General features: G+C 65.8%; 19 protein-coding genes. 9 read left to right on the forward strand and 10 right to left on the reverse strand.

What is annotated here, in order from left to right:
- Nucleotides 1-117: 117 nt before the first annotated feature.
- Together NDO75_RS08625 and NDO75_RS08630 are read left to right on the forward strand one after the other, a co-directional pair.
- Nucleotides 118-924 (forward strand): NAD(P)-dependent oxidoreductase, encoded by an 807-nt coding sequence (locus tag NDO75_RS08625; protein ID WP_310905741.1) that lies wholly within the window; start codon nucleotides 118-120, stop codon nucleotides 922-924.
- Nucleotides 925-1,026: 102 nt separating this feature from the next.
- Nucleotides 1,027-1,368: a hypothetical protein gene (locus tag NDO75_RS08630; RefSeq protein ID WP_310905742.1), complete on the forward strand. Its 342-nt coding sequence runs from the start codon at nucleotides 1,027-1,029 to the stop codon at nucleotides 1,366-1,368.
- 120 nt (nucleotides 1,369-1,488) lie between these two features.
- On the opposite strand, the gene NDO75_RS08635 is transcribed toward NDO75_RS08630, so the two are convergent.
- Nucleotides 1,489-2,499 carry a glutathione S-transferase family protein gene (locus NDO75_RS08635; protein ID WP_310905743.1) on the reverse strand — a complete coding sequence of 337 codons (1,011 nt, stop codon included), beginning with the start codon at nucleotides 2,497-2,499 and terminating at the stop codon, nucleotides 1,489-1,491.
- A gap of 91 nt (nucleotides 2,500-2,590) precedes the next feature.
- Nucleotides 2,591-3,589 carry a calcium/sodium antiporter gene (locus tag NDO75_RS08640; RefSeq protein WP_310905744.1) on the reverse strand — a complete coding sequence of 333 codons (999 nt, stop codon included), beginning with the start codon at nucleotides 3,587-3,589 and terminating at the stop codon, nucleotides 2,591-2,593.
- A gap of 102 nt (nucleotides 3,590-3,691) precedes the next feature.
- Between NDO75_RS08640 and NDO75_RS08645 the strand changes: the two genes are divergently transcribed.
- On the forward strand, nucleotides 3,692-4,771 hold the full coding sequence (locus tag NDO75_RS08645; protein ID WP_310905745.1) for a DNA methyltransferase: 1,080 nt from the start codon (nucleotides 3,692-3,694) through the stop codon (nucleotides 4,769-4,771).
- Nucleotides 4,772-4,909: 138 nt separating this feature from the next.
- Here the strand turns inward: NDO75_RS08645 and NDO75_RS08650 are convergent, their stop codons facing one another.
- Complete coding sequence (locus NDO75_RS08650) at nucleotides 4,910-5,572, reverse strand: TrkA family potassium uptake protein (RefSeq protein WP_310905746.1); 663 nt, start codon at nucleotides 5,570-5,572, stop codon at nucleotides 4,910-4,912.
- A gap of 205 nt (nucleotides 5,573-5,777) precedes the next feature.
- Between NDO75_RS08650 and NDO75_RS08655 the strand changes: the two genes are divergently transcribed.
- Together NDO75_RS08655 and NDO75_RS08660 are read left to right on the forward strand one after the other, a co-directional pair.
- Nucleotides 5,778-7,241 (forward strand): NCS2 family permease, encoded by a 1,464-nt coding sequence (locus NDO75_RS08655; RefSeq protein WP_310905747.1) that lies wholly within the window; start codon nucleotides 5,778-5,780, stop codon nucleotides 7,239-7,241.
- Between the two features lie 84 nt (nucleotides 7,242-7,325).
- Nucleotides 7,326-7,583 (forward strand): glutathione S-transferase N-terminal domain-containing protein, encoded by a 258-nt coding sequence (locus tag NDO75_RS08660; RefSeq protein ID WP_310905748.1) that lies wholly within the window; start codon nucleotides 7,326-7,328, stop codon nucleotides 7,581-7,583.
- Nucleotides 7,584-7,736: 153 nt separating this feature from the next.
- Here NDO75_RS08660 and NDO75_RS08665 read toward each other — a convergent pair whose 3' ends face one another.
- Nucleotides 7,737-8,702, reverse strand: a complete 966-nt coding sequence (locus NDO75_RS08665) for a transcriptional regulator (protein WP_310905749.1) — start codon at nucleotides 8,700-8,702, stop codon at nucleotides 7,737-7,739.
- Between the two features lie 165 nt (nucleotides 8,703-8,867).
- Here NDO75_RS08665 and NDO75_RS08670 point away from each other — a divergent pair, with 165 nt between their 5' ends.
- Nucleotides 8,868-10,175, forward strand: coding sequence for a tRNA(Ile)(2)-agmatinylcytidine synthase (locus NDO75_RS08670; RefSeq protein ID WP_310905750.1), 1,308 nt, complete (start codon nucleotides 8,868-8,870; stop codon nucleotides 10,173-10,175).
- A 29-nt stretch (nucleotides 10,176-10,204) separates the two neighbouring features.
- Here the strand turns inward: NDO75_RS08670 and NDO75_RS08675 are convergent, their stop codons facing one another.
- From NDO75_RS08675 to NDO75_RS08685, 3 genes are all read right to left on the reverse strand, one after another.
- Nucleotides 10,205-10,408 (reverse strand): hypothetical protein, encoded by a 204-nt coding sequence (locus tag NDO75_RS08675; RefSeq protein WP_310905751.1) that lies wholly within the window; start codon nucleotides 10,406-10,408, stop codon nucleotides 10,205-10,207.
- 168 nt (nucleotides 10,409-10,576) lie between these two features.
- Nucleotides 10,577-10,765: a hypothetical protein gene (locus NDO75_RS08680; protein ID WP_310905752.1), complete on the reverse strand. Its 189-nt coding sequence runs from the start codon at nucleotides 10,763-10,765 to the stop codon at nucleotides 10,577-10,579.
- Between the two features lie 298 nt (nucleotides 10,766-11,063).
- Nucleotides 11,064-12,704, reverse strand: a complete 1,641-nt coding sequence (locus NDO75_RS08685; RefSeq protein ID WP_310905753.1) for a hypothetical protein — start codon at nucleotides 12,702-12,704, stop codon at nucleotides 11,064-11,066.
- Nucleotides 12,705-12,942: 238 nt separating this feature from the next.
- Between NDO75_RS08685 and NDO75_RS08690 the strand changes: the two genes are divergently transcribed.
- From NDO75_RS08690 to NDO75_RS08700, 3 genes are all read left to right on the forward strand, one after another.
- Nucleotides 12,943-14,055: a GTPase gene (locus NDO75_RS08690; protein ID WP_310905754.1), complete on the forward strand. Its 1,113-nt coding sequence runs from the start codon at nucleotides 12,943-12,945 to the stop codon at nucleotides 14,053-14,055.
- A 126-nt stretch (nucleotides 14,056-14,181) separates the two neighbouring features.
- A complete protein-coding gene (locus NDO75_RS08695; protein WP_310905755.1) occupies nucleotides 14,182-15,867 on the forward strand; it encodes a Na+/H+ antiporter NhaC family protein in 1,686 nt (561 codons plus the stop codon).
- 48 nt (nucleotides 15,868-15,915) lie between these two features.
- Nucleotides 15,916-16,704 carry a VOC family protein gene (locus tag NDO75_RS08700; RefSeq protein WP_310905756.1) on the forward strand — a complete coding sequence of 263 codons (789 nt, stop codon included), beginning with the start codon at nucleotides 15,916-15,918 and terminating at the stop codon, nucleotides 16,702-16,704.
- Nucleotides 16,705-16,772: 68 nt separating this feature from the next.
- Here the strand turns inward: NDO75_RS08700 and NDO75_RS08705 are convergent, their stop codons facing one another.
- The 3 genes from NDO75_RS08705 to NDO75_RS08715 all read right to left on the reverse strand — a co-directional run bounded on the left by NDO75_RS08705 (nucleotide 16,773) and on the right by NDO75_RS08715 (nucleotide 18,150).
- Entirely contained in the window at nucleotides 16,773-17,156 is a 384-nt protein-coding gene (locus NDO75_RS08705; RefSeq protein WP_310905757.1) for a universal stress protein, read from the reverse strand.
- Between the two features lie 338 nt (nucleotides 17,157-17,494).
- Entirely contained in the window at nucleotides 17,495-17,806 is a 312-nt protein-coding gene (locus NDO75_RS08710; RefSeq protein WP_310905758.1) for a hypothetical protein, read from the reverse strand.
- Nucleotides 17,803-18,150, reverse strand: a complete 348-nt coding sequence (locus NDO75_RS08715; RefSeq protein WP_310905759.1) for a winged helix-turn-helix domain-containing protein — start codon at nucleotides 18,148-18,150, stop codon at nucleotides 17,803-17,805. Before NDO75_RS08715 ends, NDO75_RS08710 begins: the two co-directional genes overlap by 4 nt.
- Nucleotides 18,151-18,300 lie beyond the last annotated feature (150 nt).

Raw genomic sequence — 18,300 nt, forward strand, 5'->3', positions numbered from 1 at the left:
GTGTCCGACTGTCCTATCGCAACCGCGTACACGACTATCTCCTATCGTAACGGCGCACGCGACTGGGCAAGAAGACGCTGGCCCGACCTATTTCACCACGTTCGCTGTTCGTCCCGTATGACGAACATCGCCATCACCGGCGCGGCGGGAAACGTCGGCCGCGAGGCCATCGACGCCTTTCCGTCCGACGACCACGAGTTGACGCTCTTCTCTCACAGCGAGACCGAGGATCTGGACGCGACGCCGCTCGAGATCACCGACGCGTCGGCGTTTACCGACGCGCTCGAGGGACAGGACGTGCTGATCCACCTCGCGGCCAACGCCTCGCCGCGGGCGTCGTGGGACGAGGTTCGCGGGCCGAACGTCGACGGGCTCTACAACGCCTTCGAGGCCGCTGCGGAGAACGACCTCGAGCGGGTCGTCTTCGCGAGTTCGAACCACGCGGTCAACATGGGAAACACGGTTTCGGCGATCCGGCCGGAGTCGACGGTCGGGACCCCCGAGATCGTCCGGCCTGAGGATCCGACGGATCCCGACACCTACTACGGCGTCACGAAGGTCTTCGGTGAGGCGATGGGGTCGTACTACGCCAAGCGCCACGGCTTCGACGTGGTGAACCTGCGGATCGGCTGGCTGCTCACCCGCGACGAACTCCGCCAGGAGTGTCGGGATCGAGACGGGGCCGGCGAGCGATACGCCCGCGCGATGTGGCTCAGCCCCGACGACTGCCGACGGCTGCTCGACGCGGCCGCGACGGCGACGCTCGAGGGCACGCCGCTGATCGCCCACGGTATCTCCGACAATTCGGAGCGATTCCTCTCGCTGGCCGAGACCATGCAGGCGCTCGGCTACCGGCCGCGGGACGATTCCGAGGCGGTGCTGAGCGACGAATCGCAGGGACGCGACGGACTCGAGACGACATGAACGACGACCGACCTCCCGTCACCGCATGCACGGGACCGTTCGTTTCCGCGAACGACCCGCGGATTCGAAAGACGGAATAGCGGCACGTTCGTAGCGCCACACATGTCAGTCAAGGTGTCCGAGTCGACGGGCTACGGGCCGAACACGCAGATGTCCCTGTTCGGCTACGTGATGGCCGCGATCCTCGTCATCGTGTTGCTCCCGCTGATTCCGGTCCTCGTCCCCGCGTGGATCCTGTGGAAGGTATTCGTCTCGGACGAGGAGATCGAACACAGCTTCGAGAACTGGCGGCGCGAGTCCGGCCGGACCGGATCGGATCGGCTCGAGGACGACGAGGCCGAGGCGACCGACGCCGAATCCGCGGAGTCCGAGTCCGGCGATGCGGAGTCCGACCGGCCCGACGCCGAACAGACCGAAGCCGATCAGACGGCGGCGGAGTCGTAAAGCGGGAGTCTGCTCGTTCTCGTCTCTCTCGAGCGCGCTGCTTCTATAGTAACAACTGAAACGATTCACACACCGATCGCACAGCTGCGATCGGGTGTGCAGTGACCTTCAGTGGCTACTTTAGTCGTCCGCGCTCGCGGCGGCGACGAGGTCGGCCGGCGGCCCGCCCGGCAGTTCGTCGCGGTCGTGCGGTGCCTCGAAATCCAGATCGGGGCCGCGGGCGACGATTCGGTGAGGGTTCACGCCGGGGTGGGTCGTGTAGTAGTGTTCCGTGATGTGGTCCATGTTCACTGTCTCCGCCACGCCGGGGGTTTGATACAGATCGCGCAGGTGCGGCCAGAGGTTGTCGTACTCCCGGATGTACTGGACGTTACACATGAAGTGCGTGTGGTAAACCTTGTCGAACCGGACGAGCGTCGTGAACATCGCGATGTCGGCCTCGGTCAGGCGGTCGCCCGCGAGGTAGCGCTGGTCTGCCAGCACCTCGTCCCAGTGATCCAGCGCGGAAAAGAGGTCGTCGACCGCCTCGTCGTAGGGCTCCTGTTTCGTCGCGAAACCGGCGCGGTAGACGCCGTTGTTGATGGGTTCGTAGACTTCGTCGATGATCCGGTCGACCTCGTCCCGGTAGCCCTCCGGATAGAGGTCCACGTCCCGCGTCGCGTACTCGTCGAACTCGGTGTCGAGCATCCGCATGATCTCCTCGGACTCGTTGTTGACGATGGTGTCCTCCTCGGTGTCCCAGAGGACCGGCACCGTCACGCGACAGGTCGCGTCCGGGTCCGCTCTGACGTATAGCTCTCGGAGATAGTCCGCGCCGTGGACGTGATCGGGCGTACAGCCCTCCTTCTCGGGCGTGAACTGCCAGCCGTCGTCCTCGCGGTAGGGGTCGACGACCGAGACCGAGATCGCGTCCTCGAGGCCCTTCAGCGCCCGCGTCACGAGCGTCCGGTGGGCCCACGGGCAGGCAGAGGAGACGTAGAGGTGGTACCGACCCGATTCGGGCTGGAACCGCGCGTCGGGATCGTCGCGGATCTCGTCCCGGAACGTCGTTGACTGGCGTTCGAACGAGCCGTCGTCGTCGGTCGACTCGTACGCGTCGGTCCGCCACTCGCCGTCGACGAGCATGTTCATACCGTGACGTGGGGGAGCCGCGCATAAATGATCTCGCTAACACTCGCGTCACTGGCTCGCGTCGCCGTTACCGGCCGCGGACACCGCCGAATCAGCCCGCGACGCTGACGATCCAGTAGCTCGCGCCGATCACGAGAAGCGCGACGCCCTCGAGGCGAGTGAGCTGGCGTCCGGTCGCGAGGACGATCGTCGCGAGCGCAGTGACTATCCCGAGCCACGCGAGCCCGGCGAAGACGGCCGGATCGACGGCCAGCGGGCGGACGACTGCGGCCACCCCGAGCACGCCGAGCGCGTTGAACACGTTCGAGCCGATGACGTTGCCCGCCGCGATGCCCACGTCGTCCTCGCGGGCGGCCACGACCGAGGTCACGAGTTCCGGCAGCGAGGTCCCGGCCGCGACGATCGTCGCCCCGATGGCCCACTCCGAGATACCCGCAGTCAGAGCCAGCCCGACCGCGGCATCGATCAGGACGCGCCCGCCGGCGATCACGAGGGCGAGCCCGGCGAGGACCCGGCCGGTCTCGAGGACGGGGCGCAGTTCCCCGCGGTCGAGATCGGCGGGCTGTTCCGTACCGATCGGCGCGGGGACGGACGGTTCCGCTCCGATACTGTCGCCCGCGAACGACTGGGCGGGGTTAGCGTTTCGAATCGCGACCCCGAGCGCACCGAGATACCCGATCAGGAGTGCGATGAGGACCACCCCCTCGAACCGCGAGACGACGCCGTTCGCGAGGACGGCGATCGCGACGACCGTCGACGCCGCCATCGCGACCGCATCTCGGCGGACCAGCGTCTCGGAGACGCGAAACGGCGACAGGAGGGCGACGATCCCGAGCGTCACGGCGAGGTTGAACAGGTTCGAGCCGACGACGTTGCCGACCGCGATGTCGCCTCGTCCCCCGAACGCGGCCTCGGCCGAGACGGCGATCTCCGGCGCAGAGGTCCCGAACGCGACGACCGTGAGGCCGGCGACGAGGGCGGAGACGCCGGCCGCGCTCGCGAGTCTCGAGGCGCCGGTCACGAGCAGCCGCGCGCCGAGCCAGAGCGCGAGCACACCGACGACGAGCAACGCCACGTCTCCGAGCACCATCGATAACAGTCGTTTTCAGAGGGGAGGAGAAAAACGGCGGGGACACGAATCGGTCGGCCGGAGCCACAAGCGTTTAAGCGGTCCCGGTGAGCACTCGAGGTCATGGCAGACGACGGGGACCGGCACCGACAGAGCCGGCTGTTCACCGACGACGACGGCGGGTTCGACGCCGACCGCGCACGCGAAGAATCGCTACCCGTCGAAGACGGCGAGGTGATCGACACCGACGAACTGGCCGATCACCAGCGCTACGTCGAGGGGCGGGGGATCTACGACGAGCGCAACCGAGTGAACGACCTCACCGGCAAGGAGTGGAAGTACGCCACGAAGTCGGTGATCGCCGAGGGGTATCCCCCGGACGTGCAACACGACCTGCGCAGCGAACACGGCGGTCAGAAGCCGCCGCGCCTCTGTGCCGAGCTGATCGGCCGGTTCAGCAAGGCCGGCGACACCGTCCTCGATCCCTTCGCCGGGGTCGGCGGGACGCTACTCGGCGCGAGTTTCTGCGAACACGAGGGAACCGGCCGCCGCGAGGCCATCGGCTTCGAGCGCACCCAGCAGTGGGTCGACATCTATCACACCGTCCTCGAGCGGGAAAACGAAGAGCGCCGCGCCCGCGGCGACCCGCCGCTGGCCGAACAGGACATGCGCCACGGCGACTGCGCCGAGTTGATCGAGGCGGTGCCCGACGATTCGGTCGATCTCCTCCTGACCGACGTTCCCTACTGGCACATGGACGAACTCGAGCAGACGCGCAACGAGCGCCGAACGCGCGAGAGCAAGCTGGGATCGTTCGACGGGCAGACTGGCGACGAGGCGGCCGGTGAGGTCGATGCCGATGTGGAGCCGTCCGCGTCCGACGGCGAGTGGGAGACGAAAGCCGACTGGCTCGACGACATGGCCGCGAAGTTCGATCGCTTCGCCGACGCGGTCGCGCCGGACGGCCATCTCGTGGTCTTCATCGGCGATATGTACCGCGAGCAGTCCTACGAGTTCCTCTCGGCCGACCTCGCGCGCGCCATCGAGGAGACCGCACCCGTGACGCTCGCCGCCAATCTGATCTGGTACGATCCGTCGAAGGACCTCCACGTCTACGGCTACCCGTTCTCCTTCGTCCCCTCGATGGTCCACCAGAACGTTCTCGTCTTCCGCCTCGAGGACGGAACCGAAGCGGAAGCCTGATTTCGTCTGACCCCCGTCTGTCGGTCGTCTGACGCGGTTTTATTGGGCACCGTCGAGACGAAACGAACAGGCGCGCCGACGGCTTCCCCACCCCTCCCCATCCGTCCGCGCGCCTGCTCCCGTTCCTCTCCTTTCGACTCAGGCGTTCGCGGGCAGCAGCGCCGACCGGACCGCGTCCGCGCGATCGGTCTCGGTGATGATCGCGACCTCGTCGCCGACAGCGAGTTCGGTCCCCGGAAGCGGTATCGTCAACGGCTCGCGAGCGCGGCCGTGGGCGTAGATCCGCGCGGACTCGGGTAACTCGAGCTCGCTCATCCGCTTGCCGACAGCGGGCGAGCCGTCCCTGATCTCGAGGACCGTCAGCTGGAGGTTCGCCGCGAGATCGGCGACGACGTTGAAGTCGCCGCCGAGCAGGGCGGTCTTCGCGCCCGCAGCGCCGAGGCGCTCGGGATACACGATCTCGTCGACCTCCGCGGCGTACTTCTCGTAGATGTCCTCGCGGTAATCCTCGTCGATCCGCAGCACGGTCCGACAGCCGTGGTGGGTGCCGACCATGCAGGCCGCGAAGTTGACGTTGAGGTCCGGCGTGAACGCGCCGATCGCGTCGGCGGCCTCGATCCCCGCCTCGACGAGGACCTCCTCGTCGGCACCGTCGCCCTGCACCGTCTCGAAGCCGTCGCCAGTGGCGCGCTCGATCCGATCGATGTCGTCGTCGACGATGACGACGTCGTGGCCTTCCTCGACGAGGATCGTCGCCGTCCGCGAGCCGACGCGCCCGTATCCCACGATAACAAACCTCATAATACATCGATACGCGCTCGGGGGTCAAATACGTTGGTCCGCACGGAGGATCGTCAGCCGTTCGAACCGACACCGGCCTTCGAGCGACGACGCCAGCACGTCGCGGCGAGGGGGCGACCGGCATATTCACGAACGTGATGTGCGCCGCGATCGGCACGGACAAAAATCTTTAACTAAGCGGTATGGTTATGCTCGAGCGTCCAACATGGGGGCCATCGAGCAACTCGCGGCGTACTTCGATTTCGACGAACACGAAACGGACGTCACGACCGAACTGATCGCGGGGATCACGACGTTTCTGGCGATGTCGTACATCATCGTTGTCAATCCGACGGTCTTGCTGCCGGCGATCATGGGCTTCAACGCGGAGGGGGGGCTCAATCAGCAGACGACCATCGACGGCACCGTCTACAGTTCGACGGAGGTGTTCCAGATGCTCGCGATCGCGACGATCATCGCGTCGGTCGTCGCGGTCCTCGTCATGGCGCTGTACGCGAACCGGCCGTTCGGGCTCGCGCCCGGGATGGGGCTGAACGCCTTCTTCACGTTCACCGTCGTCATCGGGATGGGGATCCCGTGGCAGACGGCCCTCGCGGCGGTCTTCGTCGAGGGGATCATCTTCATCGCCATCACTGCCGTCGGAGCCAGAAAGTACGTCATCAACCTCTTCCCCGAACCGGTGAAGTTCTCCGTCGGTGCCGGTATCGGTGTCTTCCTGCTCTTCATCGGGCTCCAGGAGATGCAGATCGTCGCGGCCGACTCCGCGACGATGGTCACGCTCGGCGACATCGCACAGAATCCCGCAGCGATCCTCGGCCTGGCCGGTCTCTTCCTGACGTTCATCCTCTGGGCTCGTGGAATGAAAGGCGCGATCATCGTCGGCATCCTCGGCACGGCCGCCGCCGGCTGGGCACTCCTGCTCGCGGGCGTCGCGAGCGCGTCGGCGCTCGCACCCGAGACGCTACTCGACGGCGAGACCGGCGAGGTCACCTTCGAAGCGGTAACGTCGCCCCACTACGACATCACGCCGCTGGTCGGCGCGTTCGTCGAGGGGCTGCGCGACGTCGATCCGCTCACGTTCGCGCTCGTCGTGTTCACGTTCTTCTTCGTCGACTTCTTCGACACCGCCGGGACGCTCATCGGCGTCTCCCAGTTCGGCGGCTTCCTCGACGAGGACGGCGAACTGCCCGAGATGGAGAAGCCGCTGATGGCCGACGCGGTCGGCACTACCGTCGGCGCGATGATCGGCACTTCGACGGTGACGACCTACATCGAGTCCTCGACCGGCGTCGAGGAAGGCGGTCGAACCGGCTTTACCGCACTGGTGGTCGCGATCCTGTTCGCGCTGTCGCTGGTCGCGGTGCCGGTTATCGCCGCCATCCCCGCCTACGCCTCGTTCATCGCGCTCGTCGCCGTCGGCGTCATCATGCTCCAGGGCGTCCTCGACGTCGACTGGGAGGATCCGGCGTGGTCTGTCTCCGCCGGTCTGACCATCACCATCATGCCGCTGACCTACTCGATCGCGAACGGGCTCGCAGCCGGGATCATCGCCTACCCGCTCGTGAAAACGGCGATGGGCGAACGGAACGACGTGCGACTCGGACAGTGGGCGATCGCCGTCGCTCTGGTCGGCTACTTCTACGTCTACACCAGCGGCATGCTCGGCTAACGTCGGCATTGCCGCGCTGAATAGCTTCAGTGACCGCCGGAACCCGTGTGCTCTTAGGCCTCGAGGCCCCTACCATCCATCACAATGGCAGACATCACTATGTACGAGCTCCCCGGCTGTCCGTACTGTGCCAAGGTCCGCTCGAAACTGGACGAACTCGAACTCGACTACGACATCATCGAGGTTCCTCGCTCTCACGAGGACCGCACCGAAGTCGAGAAGGTCAGCGGCCAGACGGGCGTGCCGGTCATCGTCGACGAGGCCAACGGCGTCGACGGAATGAACGAGAGCGACGACATCGTTGCCTATCTCGAAAAGACCTACGGCGACGGCGCGGCGTAAGGCCGCCTCGGCAGACGACGGCCTCCGTTCCGAACGGGTTCGATAGCCGCTCCAGCGTTACGACGAACAGGCGGCGCTCGATCGACGTTTCTCGGCGAGAGCGACACGAAAAGTGGTATCGATCGATTCAGCGCTCGGCGGGTCGTCCGCCGATCAGACGGCTTCCTCGCGCTCGGAACGTTCCCGGATGACGTCTCTGAGTTCGTCGGCGTTGCGAAGTTCCGCGAGTTCGTCGCGTTCGACCAGCGCCGTACCGTCGACGGACTCCTGTTTCGCCCGGTCGACGACGTAGACCGAGCGCGTGCGGGTGACGTGGCCGATAGAACTCATGATCCGGGCGCGCTTCTCGGCCGCCTTGGTAAACTTAGAGTGACCGGTCAGGACGATGTCGCTGTCGTCTTCGTCCTCGCTGACCGCCGTAAACGGCGACCGGACCGTCGGGTGGACCTGATAGCCGGCTCGCGTGAGGACCGCGACCACCTGCTCGTCGTCCGGGTCCGCTTCCGGATCGTCCGGCGTCGCGTCGCTCTCGTGGACCTCGTCTGCCCCCTCGAGTACGTCGACCGGACTCGTGAGAGGCGCATCGAACATCTCCTCCAAGGCCATCGCGACCTCGACGGAGGCGTTCATCCCGTCTTCGTACTTCGAGACGGTCCGCCGGGAGACGCCGAGTTCGTTGGCCAGTTGGCCCAGGCTCCAGTCGCGGTCCTGACGCTCGTCGGCCAACAGGTCGCCGTCGATGTTGACGTAGAGGCCGCCGGGAGCGGCGTAGATCAGCGGCGGTACCTCCTCGATGAACAGATTGTACGCCGTATCGGGACTGAAGACGGGGACGCCGTGGCGGAAGTAGACGACGTCGGGTTTGAGGTCCTCGTCGCGACTACGCAGACCGATTACGAGCGGCGTCGCCTGGAGATAGGTGCCCAGACGGCGCATCTCGTGACCGGTTGCCTCGTTGAATGCGTCGATGTTCGCGAGGATTTTGACGAGGATCAGGTCGTCGCCGCGACGTGCAGCGATGTCGAAACTCTTCGGCCGGATCGCACACCGGTCGCTGACCACGAATCCCGCGTCCTCTAACATCGCGGTTACGTTGCCGACCAGTGCGGAGCGGGACATACGGGGACGTAAGCGATTCCTCCTATAAGACGTTTTCCCCGATATGTCCGTCTGCCGTGTCGCGATTCGGGGCCGTACTGGGAGAATACTTATATAGCCGCTTTCGCCGGCCACGAGAAGGCGGATCCCGAAAGGGGTTACTCGACCGGCCGACAAGCACCGCCGATGACCGTCGTCGGGATCGACGATACCGACTCGCGCGAGCGGGGAATGTGTACGACCTACGTCGCCGCGCAGATAGCCGAGCGACTGCGAACGGCCGAGTCCGCGACCGTCTCTCGCCTCCTGCTCGTCCGACTCAACCCCGCCGTCGAGTACAAGACGCGCGGGAACGCCGCGCTGGCGATCCACACCGACTGCGATCCGGAGCGCGCGTTCGCGCTCGCGCGCGACCGACTCGAGCTTTTGGCCGAGACCGACGACGAGCGGACGAATCCCGGACTGGTCGTGGCGGAGCATGATCCTGACACGGAGGTTCCGGACGGCGTGAGGCGATTCGCGCGCGCAGCGATCCGCGACCACCTCGAGATTGCCGATGCCGTGGCGCTCCTCGAGCGCCACGGCTACCGGTCGTGGCACACCGGTAACGGTCGCGGCCGGATCGGCGCGCTGGCGGCGATCGGAGCGCGGACGGCCCTCGAGGAGTGGACGTACGAGTTCATTTCCTACCGCGAGTCCGAGCGCTGGGGGACGCCACGCGAGGTCGATCGCGAGAGCGTCTTTGCGGCGGCCGACGATGGCTATCCGGCAGTGTGGGACACGGTCGACCGCGGCGAGGGCGAGACCGTCTGTGTCCCCCACACGCCGGGGCCGATCCTCCACGGGATCCGCGGCGACGACCCCGACACGGTTCGGACGGTCGCCGAGCGAATCGAGAGCGAACCCGTCGCCGACAGCCAGCTATTCGTCACCAATCAGGGGACGGATGTCCACCTCCGAGACGGCTCGCTCGGGACCGCCGAGGACGGCCGCGCCTACCGGCTCGAGGGACAGGTCGCGAGCGAGCCCGAAACCCGCCGGGGCGGGCACGTCTTCGTCGACCTCGGGCCGCCGGCCGACGCGCCAACGGCGGGCAGCGCGGACGGGGCCGAGCGGCTCGCGTGTACGGCCTTCGAACCGACGAAGCGCTTCCGCGACCGCGTGCGCGCACTCAGGATCGGCGACCGGATCACCGCCTGCGGCGAAGTGAGCCGCGGGACGCTGAAACTCGAGAAGTTCGCCGTCCGCGACCTCGTGCGGACCGAGCGGGTGACGCCGACCTGTCCCGACTGCGAGCGAACGATGGAAAGCGCCGGTCGCGATCAGGGCTACCGCTGTCGGGACTGCGGAACGCGGACGGCAGAGAAAGCGCGACGGCGACTCGAGCGCGACCTCGAACCGGGCTGGTACGAGGTCCCCCCGTGTGCGCGACGGCACGTCGCGAAGCCGCTCGTCCGCGGCGGGTTCGACGCGCCGACGCATCCGGAGCGGTAGTGTGCCGGGCGTTCGGAACGCGTTCCGGCTCAGCGAACGCTGATCCCATTGCGGGCGAGGAACTGACTCGCTTCTTTGATCTCGACGGGGCTGCCGATGATCCGGCAGCGGTCGTCCCCCTCCGAAACGATGGAAACGGTGAACTCGTCGTCGAGCCGCGGCTCCAGCCCCTCGAGAAGCTCCCGCGAGAGGACGATCTGGGTGCTGTCACGCAGCTGCGACGCGTCTGGCATGCGTAACCGATCCCTCGCCCGTCGTTTATGTGTGTCGAAGTCCAGTTGGTATTGGTAATAGGGCGATGGGACGACCGAAATCGCTCTCCGGATCGGAAAGCAGCGAGTCGCATCTCGGTCGACGAGGGCCGAACGTAGCTCGGTTACGGAGTAATCGAGGGAAATAACTCACACGGAGTCTACCGACGGCGGCAGCTCGACGGCGACGAGTTCGTGTCCCGTTTCCTGTCGATGGTCGGTACCGACTTCCGTCGCTTCGTCCCGCCCGTTAGCCGACTGTTCGAACGAACACCCGTCGCACTGCACGAGGAACCGCTTCGACTCCGTCCGCGTCGGCCCGGTATCGTTTGTCGCCATGTGACACGCTTCAGTAGCATCCCGCTTGAATTATCCTCCAAAGAAATTCGGGTCAGGCCGTATCCGGCCCGTATCACGTGTGACCGTCAGAGAACGTATCGATTTCGTAGGGATCTGCGTCGGGCCGTTCCAGACCGGCGATGTACAGACGAATTAACGAAATACGTCCGTCCCGCGACTCACGCCGTGCAATCGCTCGAGTCGGACCGTTCGACGCGCGCCGGACGGACGACGGGCTCGAGGAGGAGCAGAGCCACGGGCGGTAACGCGGTCCCGTTCACCGATTCGCGATCCGGGTTCAGCCCGTGCCGTGAACGGTCACCGTCCGCGTGTCGCTCGAATGAGGCGACCGCACCGTCACCGGGAACGTGTCGTCGTTTCGCACGGGATAGGTCTCGTAGCCCAGCGATATCGACGTGGACTCGCCCGGGCCGAGAGACACGGTCGTCGAATCGACTACCTCGGGCGTGCTGCCGACGACCAGTTCGATCCTGTGGGAACCCGCGGCGTCGCCCGCGTTCTCGACGACGGCGTTCGCGGTGAGCCGCTGCCCGCCGGTCACCGGCGCGTTCGTGCCGGTGATCGACACCGCGAACGAGGCCGTCCCGGTATCACCGTCGCCGCCGTCGCCGTCGCGCCCGTAGACGAGCACCGACCGCGAGGCGGAATCGTCGCCCGTCCGGACCCGGACCGGGAACTCGTCGTCGTTTCGCACGGGATAGGTCTCGTAGCCCAGCGTGATCCTCGTCGACTCGCCTGCGCCCACGGTCACCCGCCGCGTATCGACGGTCGTCGGATCGTGGCCGACCACGAGTTCGACCTCGCGGCTAGCCGGTCCCTCGCCCGTGTTCGAGAGCGTCGCGGTCACCGCGAGGCGCTGGCCGCCAGTCACGGGCGCGTTCGTCTCGAGGCCGGTCACCGCGAGGTTCCCGTGGGCGTCGGCGTCCTCGGTCCCGACGACGGTCACGTCGGTCTCCGAGGCGGCGTGTCGGGTCTCGACGCGGACGGGGAACGTCTGTGTGTTGCGGACCGTGGCCGTGGTGAACTCGAGTCGGACGGTCTCGGTCTGTCCCGCGAACACCTCGACCGTCTCGCTGTCGACCTGTGTCGGGTCGTGGCCGACGATGAGATCCGTTTCGACGTCGACCAACGCGTGGTAGGTGGAGCTCCCCTCGACGTCCATCTCGGCTTCGACGACGAGCGTCTCGCCTGCGCGGACCGGCGCGTTCGTGCCGATGATCCTGACGTTCTGGAACGCGTCGATCGACGGCCCGTCGGTGCGGGCGACGGAGACCCGCCCGTCGTTGCAGATCAGCCACGCCATCATCGGATAGCCGCCGATGAACCAGATCGCGTTCCCCGCGGACACCGTATACGTGACCGTCGCGTCCGACCCCGACATGTCGGTCGTGTCGACGTACGTCGCGTTGCGCCCTTCCTGCCAGACGATCCGCTCGAGAGCGCCGGCGTCGTCCCTGGCCGTCGCGGTCACCGTGATCTCCTCGCGAGTGGTGATTGTAGTACCCGGACCGGGATCGGGGGTTAGCGTCCCGCTCGGTGCCGCCGGTGCGTCCTCGGTGACCGCGACCCGCCAGGCGATGGACGTCCCACCGACGGTCGCGACGACCCGGTAGACGCCGGGGTCGTCGAACCTCGCGTACGCGGCCGGGTTTCCCGTCCGATGCGTGTAACTCCAGAAGGGAGCACCCCCCGCGATCTCAGCCGCGCCCGCGCCCTCGACTCGCCAGTCGGTCGTCGACGGGTCGACAGCCGACGACGCCGCCGCTTCGAACACTACCTCGTTCCCGGGCCGGACGGCCGTCGTACTGTCCGCCGGACAGACGCGATCCAACTGCTCCGACTGCGCCCGTCCGAGATCCACCGTCGCGAGCACCCCTACGCCGCTTCCCACCGTGGTAATGTAGTCCCGCCGTCGCATGCGATGTCATCCGGGATACAGAAGGGTATAGCTAACAGAACGTTTGCGATACGAACCGAACCGACGAAACGAGTGTCCGGTTCGATGGGATGACGGGACCGGGTGCGTACGCAGACCGCGACGCGCTCGAGTCTCGCCGAAGGCGGCGAGAGCCGAACGCACCGAGCCGCCGGTGGGTTCGATCCCCCACCGTGTATCTCGAAAGGGTTTTTCGGCGCGGCCGGTTGTGTACGGACAAATGGGGCTCGAGGACGAGATCGAGGAGATCGAAGAGGAAATCGCCAATACGCCCTACAACAAGTCCACGGAGGCCCATATCGGCCGGCTGAAATCGAAGCTCGCGGAGAAAAAGGAGAAACTGGAGAACCAGCAGTCCGGCTCGGGCGGCGGTGGCGGCTACTCCGTCGAGAAACACGGCGACGCGACCGTCGCGCTGGTCGGCTTCCCGAGCGTCGGCAAGTCGTCGCTGCTGAATTCGATGACCAACGCCGAGAGCGAGACCGGCTCCTACGAGTTCACGACGCTCGACGTCAACCCGGGGATGCTCCACCACCGCGGTGCGAACATCCAACTGCTCGACGTCCCTGGGCTGATCGAGGGCGCGGCGGCGGGCAAAGGCGGCGGTCAGCAGGTGCTGGCGGTCGTTCGCAACGCCGACCTCATCATCTTCATGCTCTCGGTGTTCGAGATCGAGCAGTACGATCGGCTCCAGGAGGAGCTGTACGACATCAACATCCGCGTCGATCAAGAGCCCCCGCAGGTCACGGTCCGCCCGAAGATCAAAGACGGCATCAAGATCACCTCGAGCACCGAGCAGGACCTAGACGAGGACACGATCAAGCAGGTCATCCGCGACCAGGGGTACGTCAACGCCGACGTCAACCTCCAGGAGAACGTCACCATCGACCGGCTGGTCGACGGGCTGATGGAGAACCGGGAGTACATCCCCTCGATCACCTGTGTCAACAAGGTCGACCTGATCGAGCCCGACTACAAGGAGACGGTCGACGAGCAGTTGCGCCAGCGCGATCTCGACCCCGAGGAGGTCACCTTCATCAGCGCCGAAGAGGAGAAGGGCCTCGACGTGCTCAAAGACCGCATCTGGGAGCGACTCGGTCTAATCCGGGTCTACATGGAGAAACCCGGCCGCGGCGTCGACTGGGAAGAGCCGCTCGTGATCGAGGAAGGTGCGACCGTCGGCGAAGCCATCGAGAAACTCGGCGGCGAGATGGAAGAGCGGTTCCGCTTCGCCCGCGTGACCGGCCCCAGCGCGACCCACGACCAGCAGCAGGTCGGAAAGGACCACGTCCTCGAGGACGAGGACGTGCTGAAACTGATTCTGCGGCGGTAGTCCATCGTCGCTCGAACCGGTCCGAGCGTCAGTCTCGAACGGGCGAATAGCTGTCAAATATTGTTACTATTATCCGACGATGCTGGAATCAATAGCGTTATCTAGCCCTCTAGCCACCGACCAAATATGTCTGAATTCGGGGTCCTTTCGCTCGTGCCGCCGGTGCTAGCGATCGTCCTCGCGATCGCGACCCGCCGGCCGATGCTCTCGCTGTTTCTGGGCATCTGGTCGGGCGCGGTCATCTACACCGAGAGCCTGGGCATCGCACAGACCTTCGACTGGATCGTGGGCGCGATCATCGTCGACGACGGCTTTCACGTTCAGATACTCGTTTTCACGCTCCTGCTGGGCTCCGGCGTCGCGCTCATCTGGCGGCTCGGCGGCGCGATCGCCGTCCGCCGGTGGGCGATGAACCGCCTCGAGAGCCAGCGGACCGTCGGCGTAACTACGTGGCTGCTGGGGATCGCGATGTTCTTCGACGACTACGCCAACACCGCGATCGTCGGCAGCACGATGCGGGAGATCTCCGACGAGCTGCGGGTCTCCCGCGAGAAGCTCGCGTACATCGTCGACTCGACGGCCGCGCCCGTCGCGACGCTGGGCATCTCGAGCTGGGTCGCGTTCCAGTTGTCGCTGATCAGTAGCGCCTACGAGAATATGGGCGTCGCGAGCGAGGCACCGACGGCGTTCGCGACGTTCTTCGGGTCGATTCCGTACAACACCTACGCTATCCTGGCGATCGTCATGGTCGGCATCGTGGTCTACACCGGACGGGATTACGGCGAGATGCTCGACGCCGAACACCGCGCGCGGACGACCGGGGCGGTCAACCGCGAGGACGCACAGCCGCTCCAGAAGGTCGAGGAGGATCTGGGCAAACCGATCGACGACCGGCCGATGCTCCGGACGTTCTTCGCGCCAGTCGGCGTCCTGATCGCGGTGACGCTCGGGAGCGCGTTCTGGACGGGCTACCAGTCGTGGCTCGAGACGCAGGCCGAAGCCGGCGCGCCGACGTCGCTGGGGGCCGCAGCGAACGATGTCGGGATCACGCAGGTGCTAATCGACATCGTCGGCGGGGGCGCCTTCGCGTCGGCGCTTACCTGGGGATCGTTCGCCATGGTGGTCTCGGCGATCGCGATCGGACTCGGCTACGGGCTCTTCGATATCGGCGACGGCGTCGATACCGTCATCGACGGCTTCGGTATCATGCTGACGGCGGTGACGATTCTCGTGCTCGCGTGGACGATAAGCAGCGTCGCCGAAACGCTCGGAACCGGCGGGTACGTGGCCAGCCTGGTAGAACCCTATCTCACGGCGGAGTTGCTCCCCGTTCTCATCCTGTTTACCGCCGCGTTCGTCGCGTTCACGATGGGGTCGTCGTGGGCGACGATGGGGCTCGTCACCCCCATCGCCATCCGGGTCGCCTACGAGTTCGGCGGCGGGTTCGACCTCGTCCCGGTCGCCGTCGGGGCCGTCTTCTCCGGTGCGATCTTCGGCGATCACGCCTCGCCGATCTCCGACACGACGGTCCTCTCCGCGACGTTCAGCGGTGCGGACCTGATCGACCACGTGCGCACCCAACTGCCTTACGCCCTGACCGTTTTTCTCGTCGTCGTGGTCTGTTACCTGCTCAACGGCTACCTCGGCGTCCCCCCGATCGTCTTCCTCCCGCTGGGCGTCGTCGCGCTCGTCGGCCTCGTCGTCGGCCTCTCGAGACTCGACGCCGATCGAAAGGGGCTCGAACCGGCCCCGACCGAGCCGACCGCCGACCTCGCGGATCGCGACGCCGATTCGCCCGAGGGAACCAGCTAGACCGCCGCCTTCGCCAATCTTTTGGAGCGCGCAGTCGATCCATCGCGTATGGACGGAACGCTCGACCACACGATGATCCGCGTCGCCGACCTCGAGGAATCACTCGACTGGTACGGGACCCACCTCGAGTACGAGGAGAAGGACCGCTACGAGGGCGACGGCTTCACCATCGTCTACCTCGGGCCCGAGGAGATGCACGAGGACGGTGCGATGCTCGAGATCACCCACAACGAGGGCGAGGAACCAGAGGTGGGCGATGCCTGGGGCCACATCGCCGTCCGCGTTCCCGAGGGCGAACTCGAGGACTACTACCAGCAACTGATGGACGAGGGTGTCGAAGACTATCGGGATCCAGAGTCCTGTGGCGGCCGCTACGCGTTCGTCAAGGACCCCGACGGCCACGAGATCGAGATCGTCCAGCGCGATCAGGGCGCGCTGTGGTCGCTCGATCACACCATGATCCGCGTCGAGGACGCCGACGAGGCGCTTGGCTTCTGGACTCGCAAGTTCGAGTACGACGAGGTCGGCCGCTGGGAGGCCGACACGTTCGCGAACTACTTCGTCGAACCCGAAGACGCCGCCCCCGAGGCCATGTCCGTCGAACTCACCTACAACTACGACGGCCGGAGCTACGACATGGGCGACGCCTGGGGCCACCTCTGCGTCCGCCTCGACGACCTCCACGACGACTGGGAGCAACTCCTGACTCGGGAGGCCGCCGACTACCGCGATCCCGAGAGCTGCGATGACATGTACGCCTTCACCAAAGACCAGGACGGCCACGAGATCGAACTCATCGAGCGGGACCTCGAGGCCGACTCGCTGTTCCCCTTCTGATCGCCCGCCGGTCTCCGTCGGTCCCGCCCCCTGTCCGCCGAGTGCGAGACGCCCCGTATTCTCGAGCCCTACAGTTCCGGAATCGGCACGACCACGACCGGGCGGGTCGCCGTCTCGAGGAGGGTCCGCGCGGTCGACCCGGGTTCGCGTGTCGCGTCGGGGTCGCCGCTGTGTGCTCCGATAACGATTTCGTCGCTATCGGCATCGGCCGCCGCCGTCCGGAGTTCGTCGGCCGGCGTTCCGTCTCGAACTTCGGTCTCGACGTTGCCGACGGTCGCGAGCCTGACGGGGGCGACGTTCAGCGCCTCCTCGCAGTCGCGTCGCGTCGTCGGGTCGTCGGACGGTGCGACCGCGACGACAGTGACGGTGTCGTCCCCGGTCGCCCGATCGTCGAGGTAGTCACAGATCGCCGCCGTCGTGTGAACGGAATCGGTCCCGGCGAGATAGTCCATGGCGGATCCAGGACGGGGGCCTCGAAGAAACCTGTGGACGCGGCCGACCGGGAGTCGACGGCGGTAGTCGAGTTTTCTGACTCAGAAAACACGCTACTGTAACTAATACAATCCTACCGGAATGAACGATCGGGGGACGAGAAAGGCCACTCCCCGCACGCCTTGGCGATCCCCCGTGCTTCCCGACAGCCGATCATCTCAGGGGTCGCGACATCTGCCCCGCTGCACGTCCCTGCACTCCCCCTCGACAGGGACGTGCCCCGTTCCGACCCCAGCTGCATCGGTATCCCACTCGTCCACGTCCCATCGCTTCGGCCCTCACGGTCGCGAGTCGACTTTCAATGCTGCCCGTACAGCGAATAGGTGATCGCGACCAGTCCGACCAGCCGACTCACGTTCTCGAGCAGTGCGATGACGATCCGCTCCGGACTGAGTAGCGTCGTGACGGCGACGTTGAGTACGAACGGACACAGCGTCAGCAAGAGGAGTCCGAGCGCGAGATAGAGCATCGACGGCGCGTCGTTGCGACGGTAGCCGCGATAGGCCTGATAGGCGATGATCGTCCCGAACAGCGCGACGAGAAAGAGACTCGCGACGGTCAGCAGTTCGAACAGCGTCGCCTGATCGAGGCGGACGACGTTCCGACTCATCGCATCCCCTCCCACATGCGAGTGAACTTGTCGGCGACGTCTTCCTCGCGATACGTCAAGTCGAGGGAAAACGAGCCGTCCTCGAGCGAGAGCTCGAGCCGATCGAGGTTCGCGCTGTAGACGCTGTAGTGATTGCCGTCCGGTGCAAGTTCCGTCTCTTCGGTGACGAGGTTACACTCCTCGAGACGGTCGAGCCGTCGGTAGATCGTCGGGAGAGAGGCATCACACCGTTCACTCAGGGTACTAGCAGACATGGGTTCGACGCTGGTATGTGTGAGGATATCTCGCGCGTACTCGTCGTCGAGAACTGCGAGTAGTGTCGACAGGTCGGATTCCTCACTCACTGGTATAGCTGTTCGTTCCGGTATTACTATGAAAAGCGGTCCGATTTTTCTGAGCGAGAAAATACGATGGTCGAAAGCTCGATTCGGCGGCGGACTGGTCGGTCCAGTTCAGCGCTCGAGTAGAATCAGTCCGCTGCGTGGGAATGGTCG

Source organism: Natrinema sp. 1APR25-10V2 (assembly GCF_031626495.1).
Classification (GTDB): domain Archaea; phylum Halobacteriota; class Halobacteria; order Halobacteriales; family Natrialbaceae; genus Natrinema.

Excerpts from the sequence above, each read along its gene's own strand:
- NDO75_RS08705 (WP_310905757.1), bottom strand. The coding sequence starts at position 17,156 with ATGGACTATCTCGCCGGGACCGATTCCGTTCACACGACGGCGGCGATC.
- NDO75_RS08650 (WP_310905746.1), bottom strand. The coding sequence starts at position 5,572 with ATGAGGTTTGTTATCGTGGGATACGGGCGCGTCGGCTCGCGGACGGCG.
- NDO75_RS08680 (WP_310905752.1), bottom strand. The coding sequence starts at position 10,765 with ATGGCGACAAACGATACCGGGCCGACGCGGACGGAGTCGAAGCGGTTC.
- NDO75_RS08655 (WP_310905747.1), top strand. The coding sequence starts at position 5,778 with ATGGGGGCCATCGAGCAACTCGCGGCGTACTTCGATTTCGACGAACAC.
- NDO75_RS08690 (WP_310905754.1), top strand. The coding sequence starts at position 12,943 with ATGGGGCTCGAGGACGAGATCGAGGAGATCGAAGAGGAAATCGCCAAT.
- NDO75_RS08685 (WP_310905753.1), bottom strand. The coding sequence starts at position 12,704 with ATGCGACGGCGGGACTACATTACCACGGTGGGAAGCGGCGTAGGGGTG.
- NDO75_RS08660 (WP_310905748.1), top strand. The coding sequence starts at position 7,326 with ATGGCAGACATCACTATGTACGAGCTCCCCGGCTGTCCGTACTGTGCC.
- NDO75_RS08635 (WP_310905743.1), bottom strand. The coding sequence starts at position 2,499 with ATGAACATGCTCGTCGACGGCGAGTGGCGGACCGACGCGTACGAGTCG.
- NDO75_RS08630 (WP_310905742.1), top strand. The coding sequence starts at position 1,027 with ATGTCAGTCAAGGTGTCCGAGTCGACGGGCTACGGGCCGAACACGCAG.
- NDO75_RS08625 (WP_310905741.1), top strand. The coding sequence starts at position 118 with ATGACGAACATCGCCATCACCGGCGCGGCGGGAAACGTCGGCCGCGAG.
- NDO75_RS08665 (WP_310905749.1), bottom strand. The coding sequence starts at position 8,702 with ATGTCCCGCTCCGCACTGGTCGGCAACGTAACCGCGATGTTAGAGGAC.
- NDO75_RS08670 (WP_310905750.1), top strand. The coding sequence starts at position 8,868 with ATGACCGTCGTCGGGATCGACGATACCGACTCGCGCGAGCGGGGAATG.
- NDO75_RS08645 (WP_310905745.1), top strand. The coding sequence starts at position 3,692 with ATGGCAGACGACGGGGACCGGCACCGACAGAGCCGGCTGTTCACCGAC.
- NDO75_RS08640 (WP_310905744.1), bottom strand. The coding sequence starts at position 3,589 with ATGGTGCTCGGAGACGTGGCGTTGCTCGTCGTCGGTGTGCTCGCGCTC.
- NDO75_RS08700 (WP_310905756.1), top strand. The coding sequence starts at position 15,916 with ATGGACGGAACGCTCGACCACACGATGATCCGCGTCGCCGACCTCGAG.
- NDO75_RS08675 (WP_310905751.1), bottom strand. The coding sequence starts at position 10,408 with ATGCCAGACGCGTCGCAGCTGCGTGACAGCACCCAGATCGTCCTCTCG.
- NDO75_RS08695 (WP_310905755.1), top strand. The coding sequence starts at position 14,182 with ATGTCTGAATTCGGGGTCCTTTCGCTCGTGCCGCCGGTGCTAGCGATC.
- NDO75_RS08710 (WP_310905758.1), bottom strand. The coding sequence starts at position 17,806 with ATGAGTCGGAACGTCGTCCGCCTCGATCAGGCGACGCTGTTCGAACTG.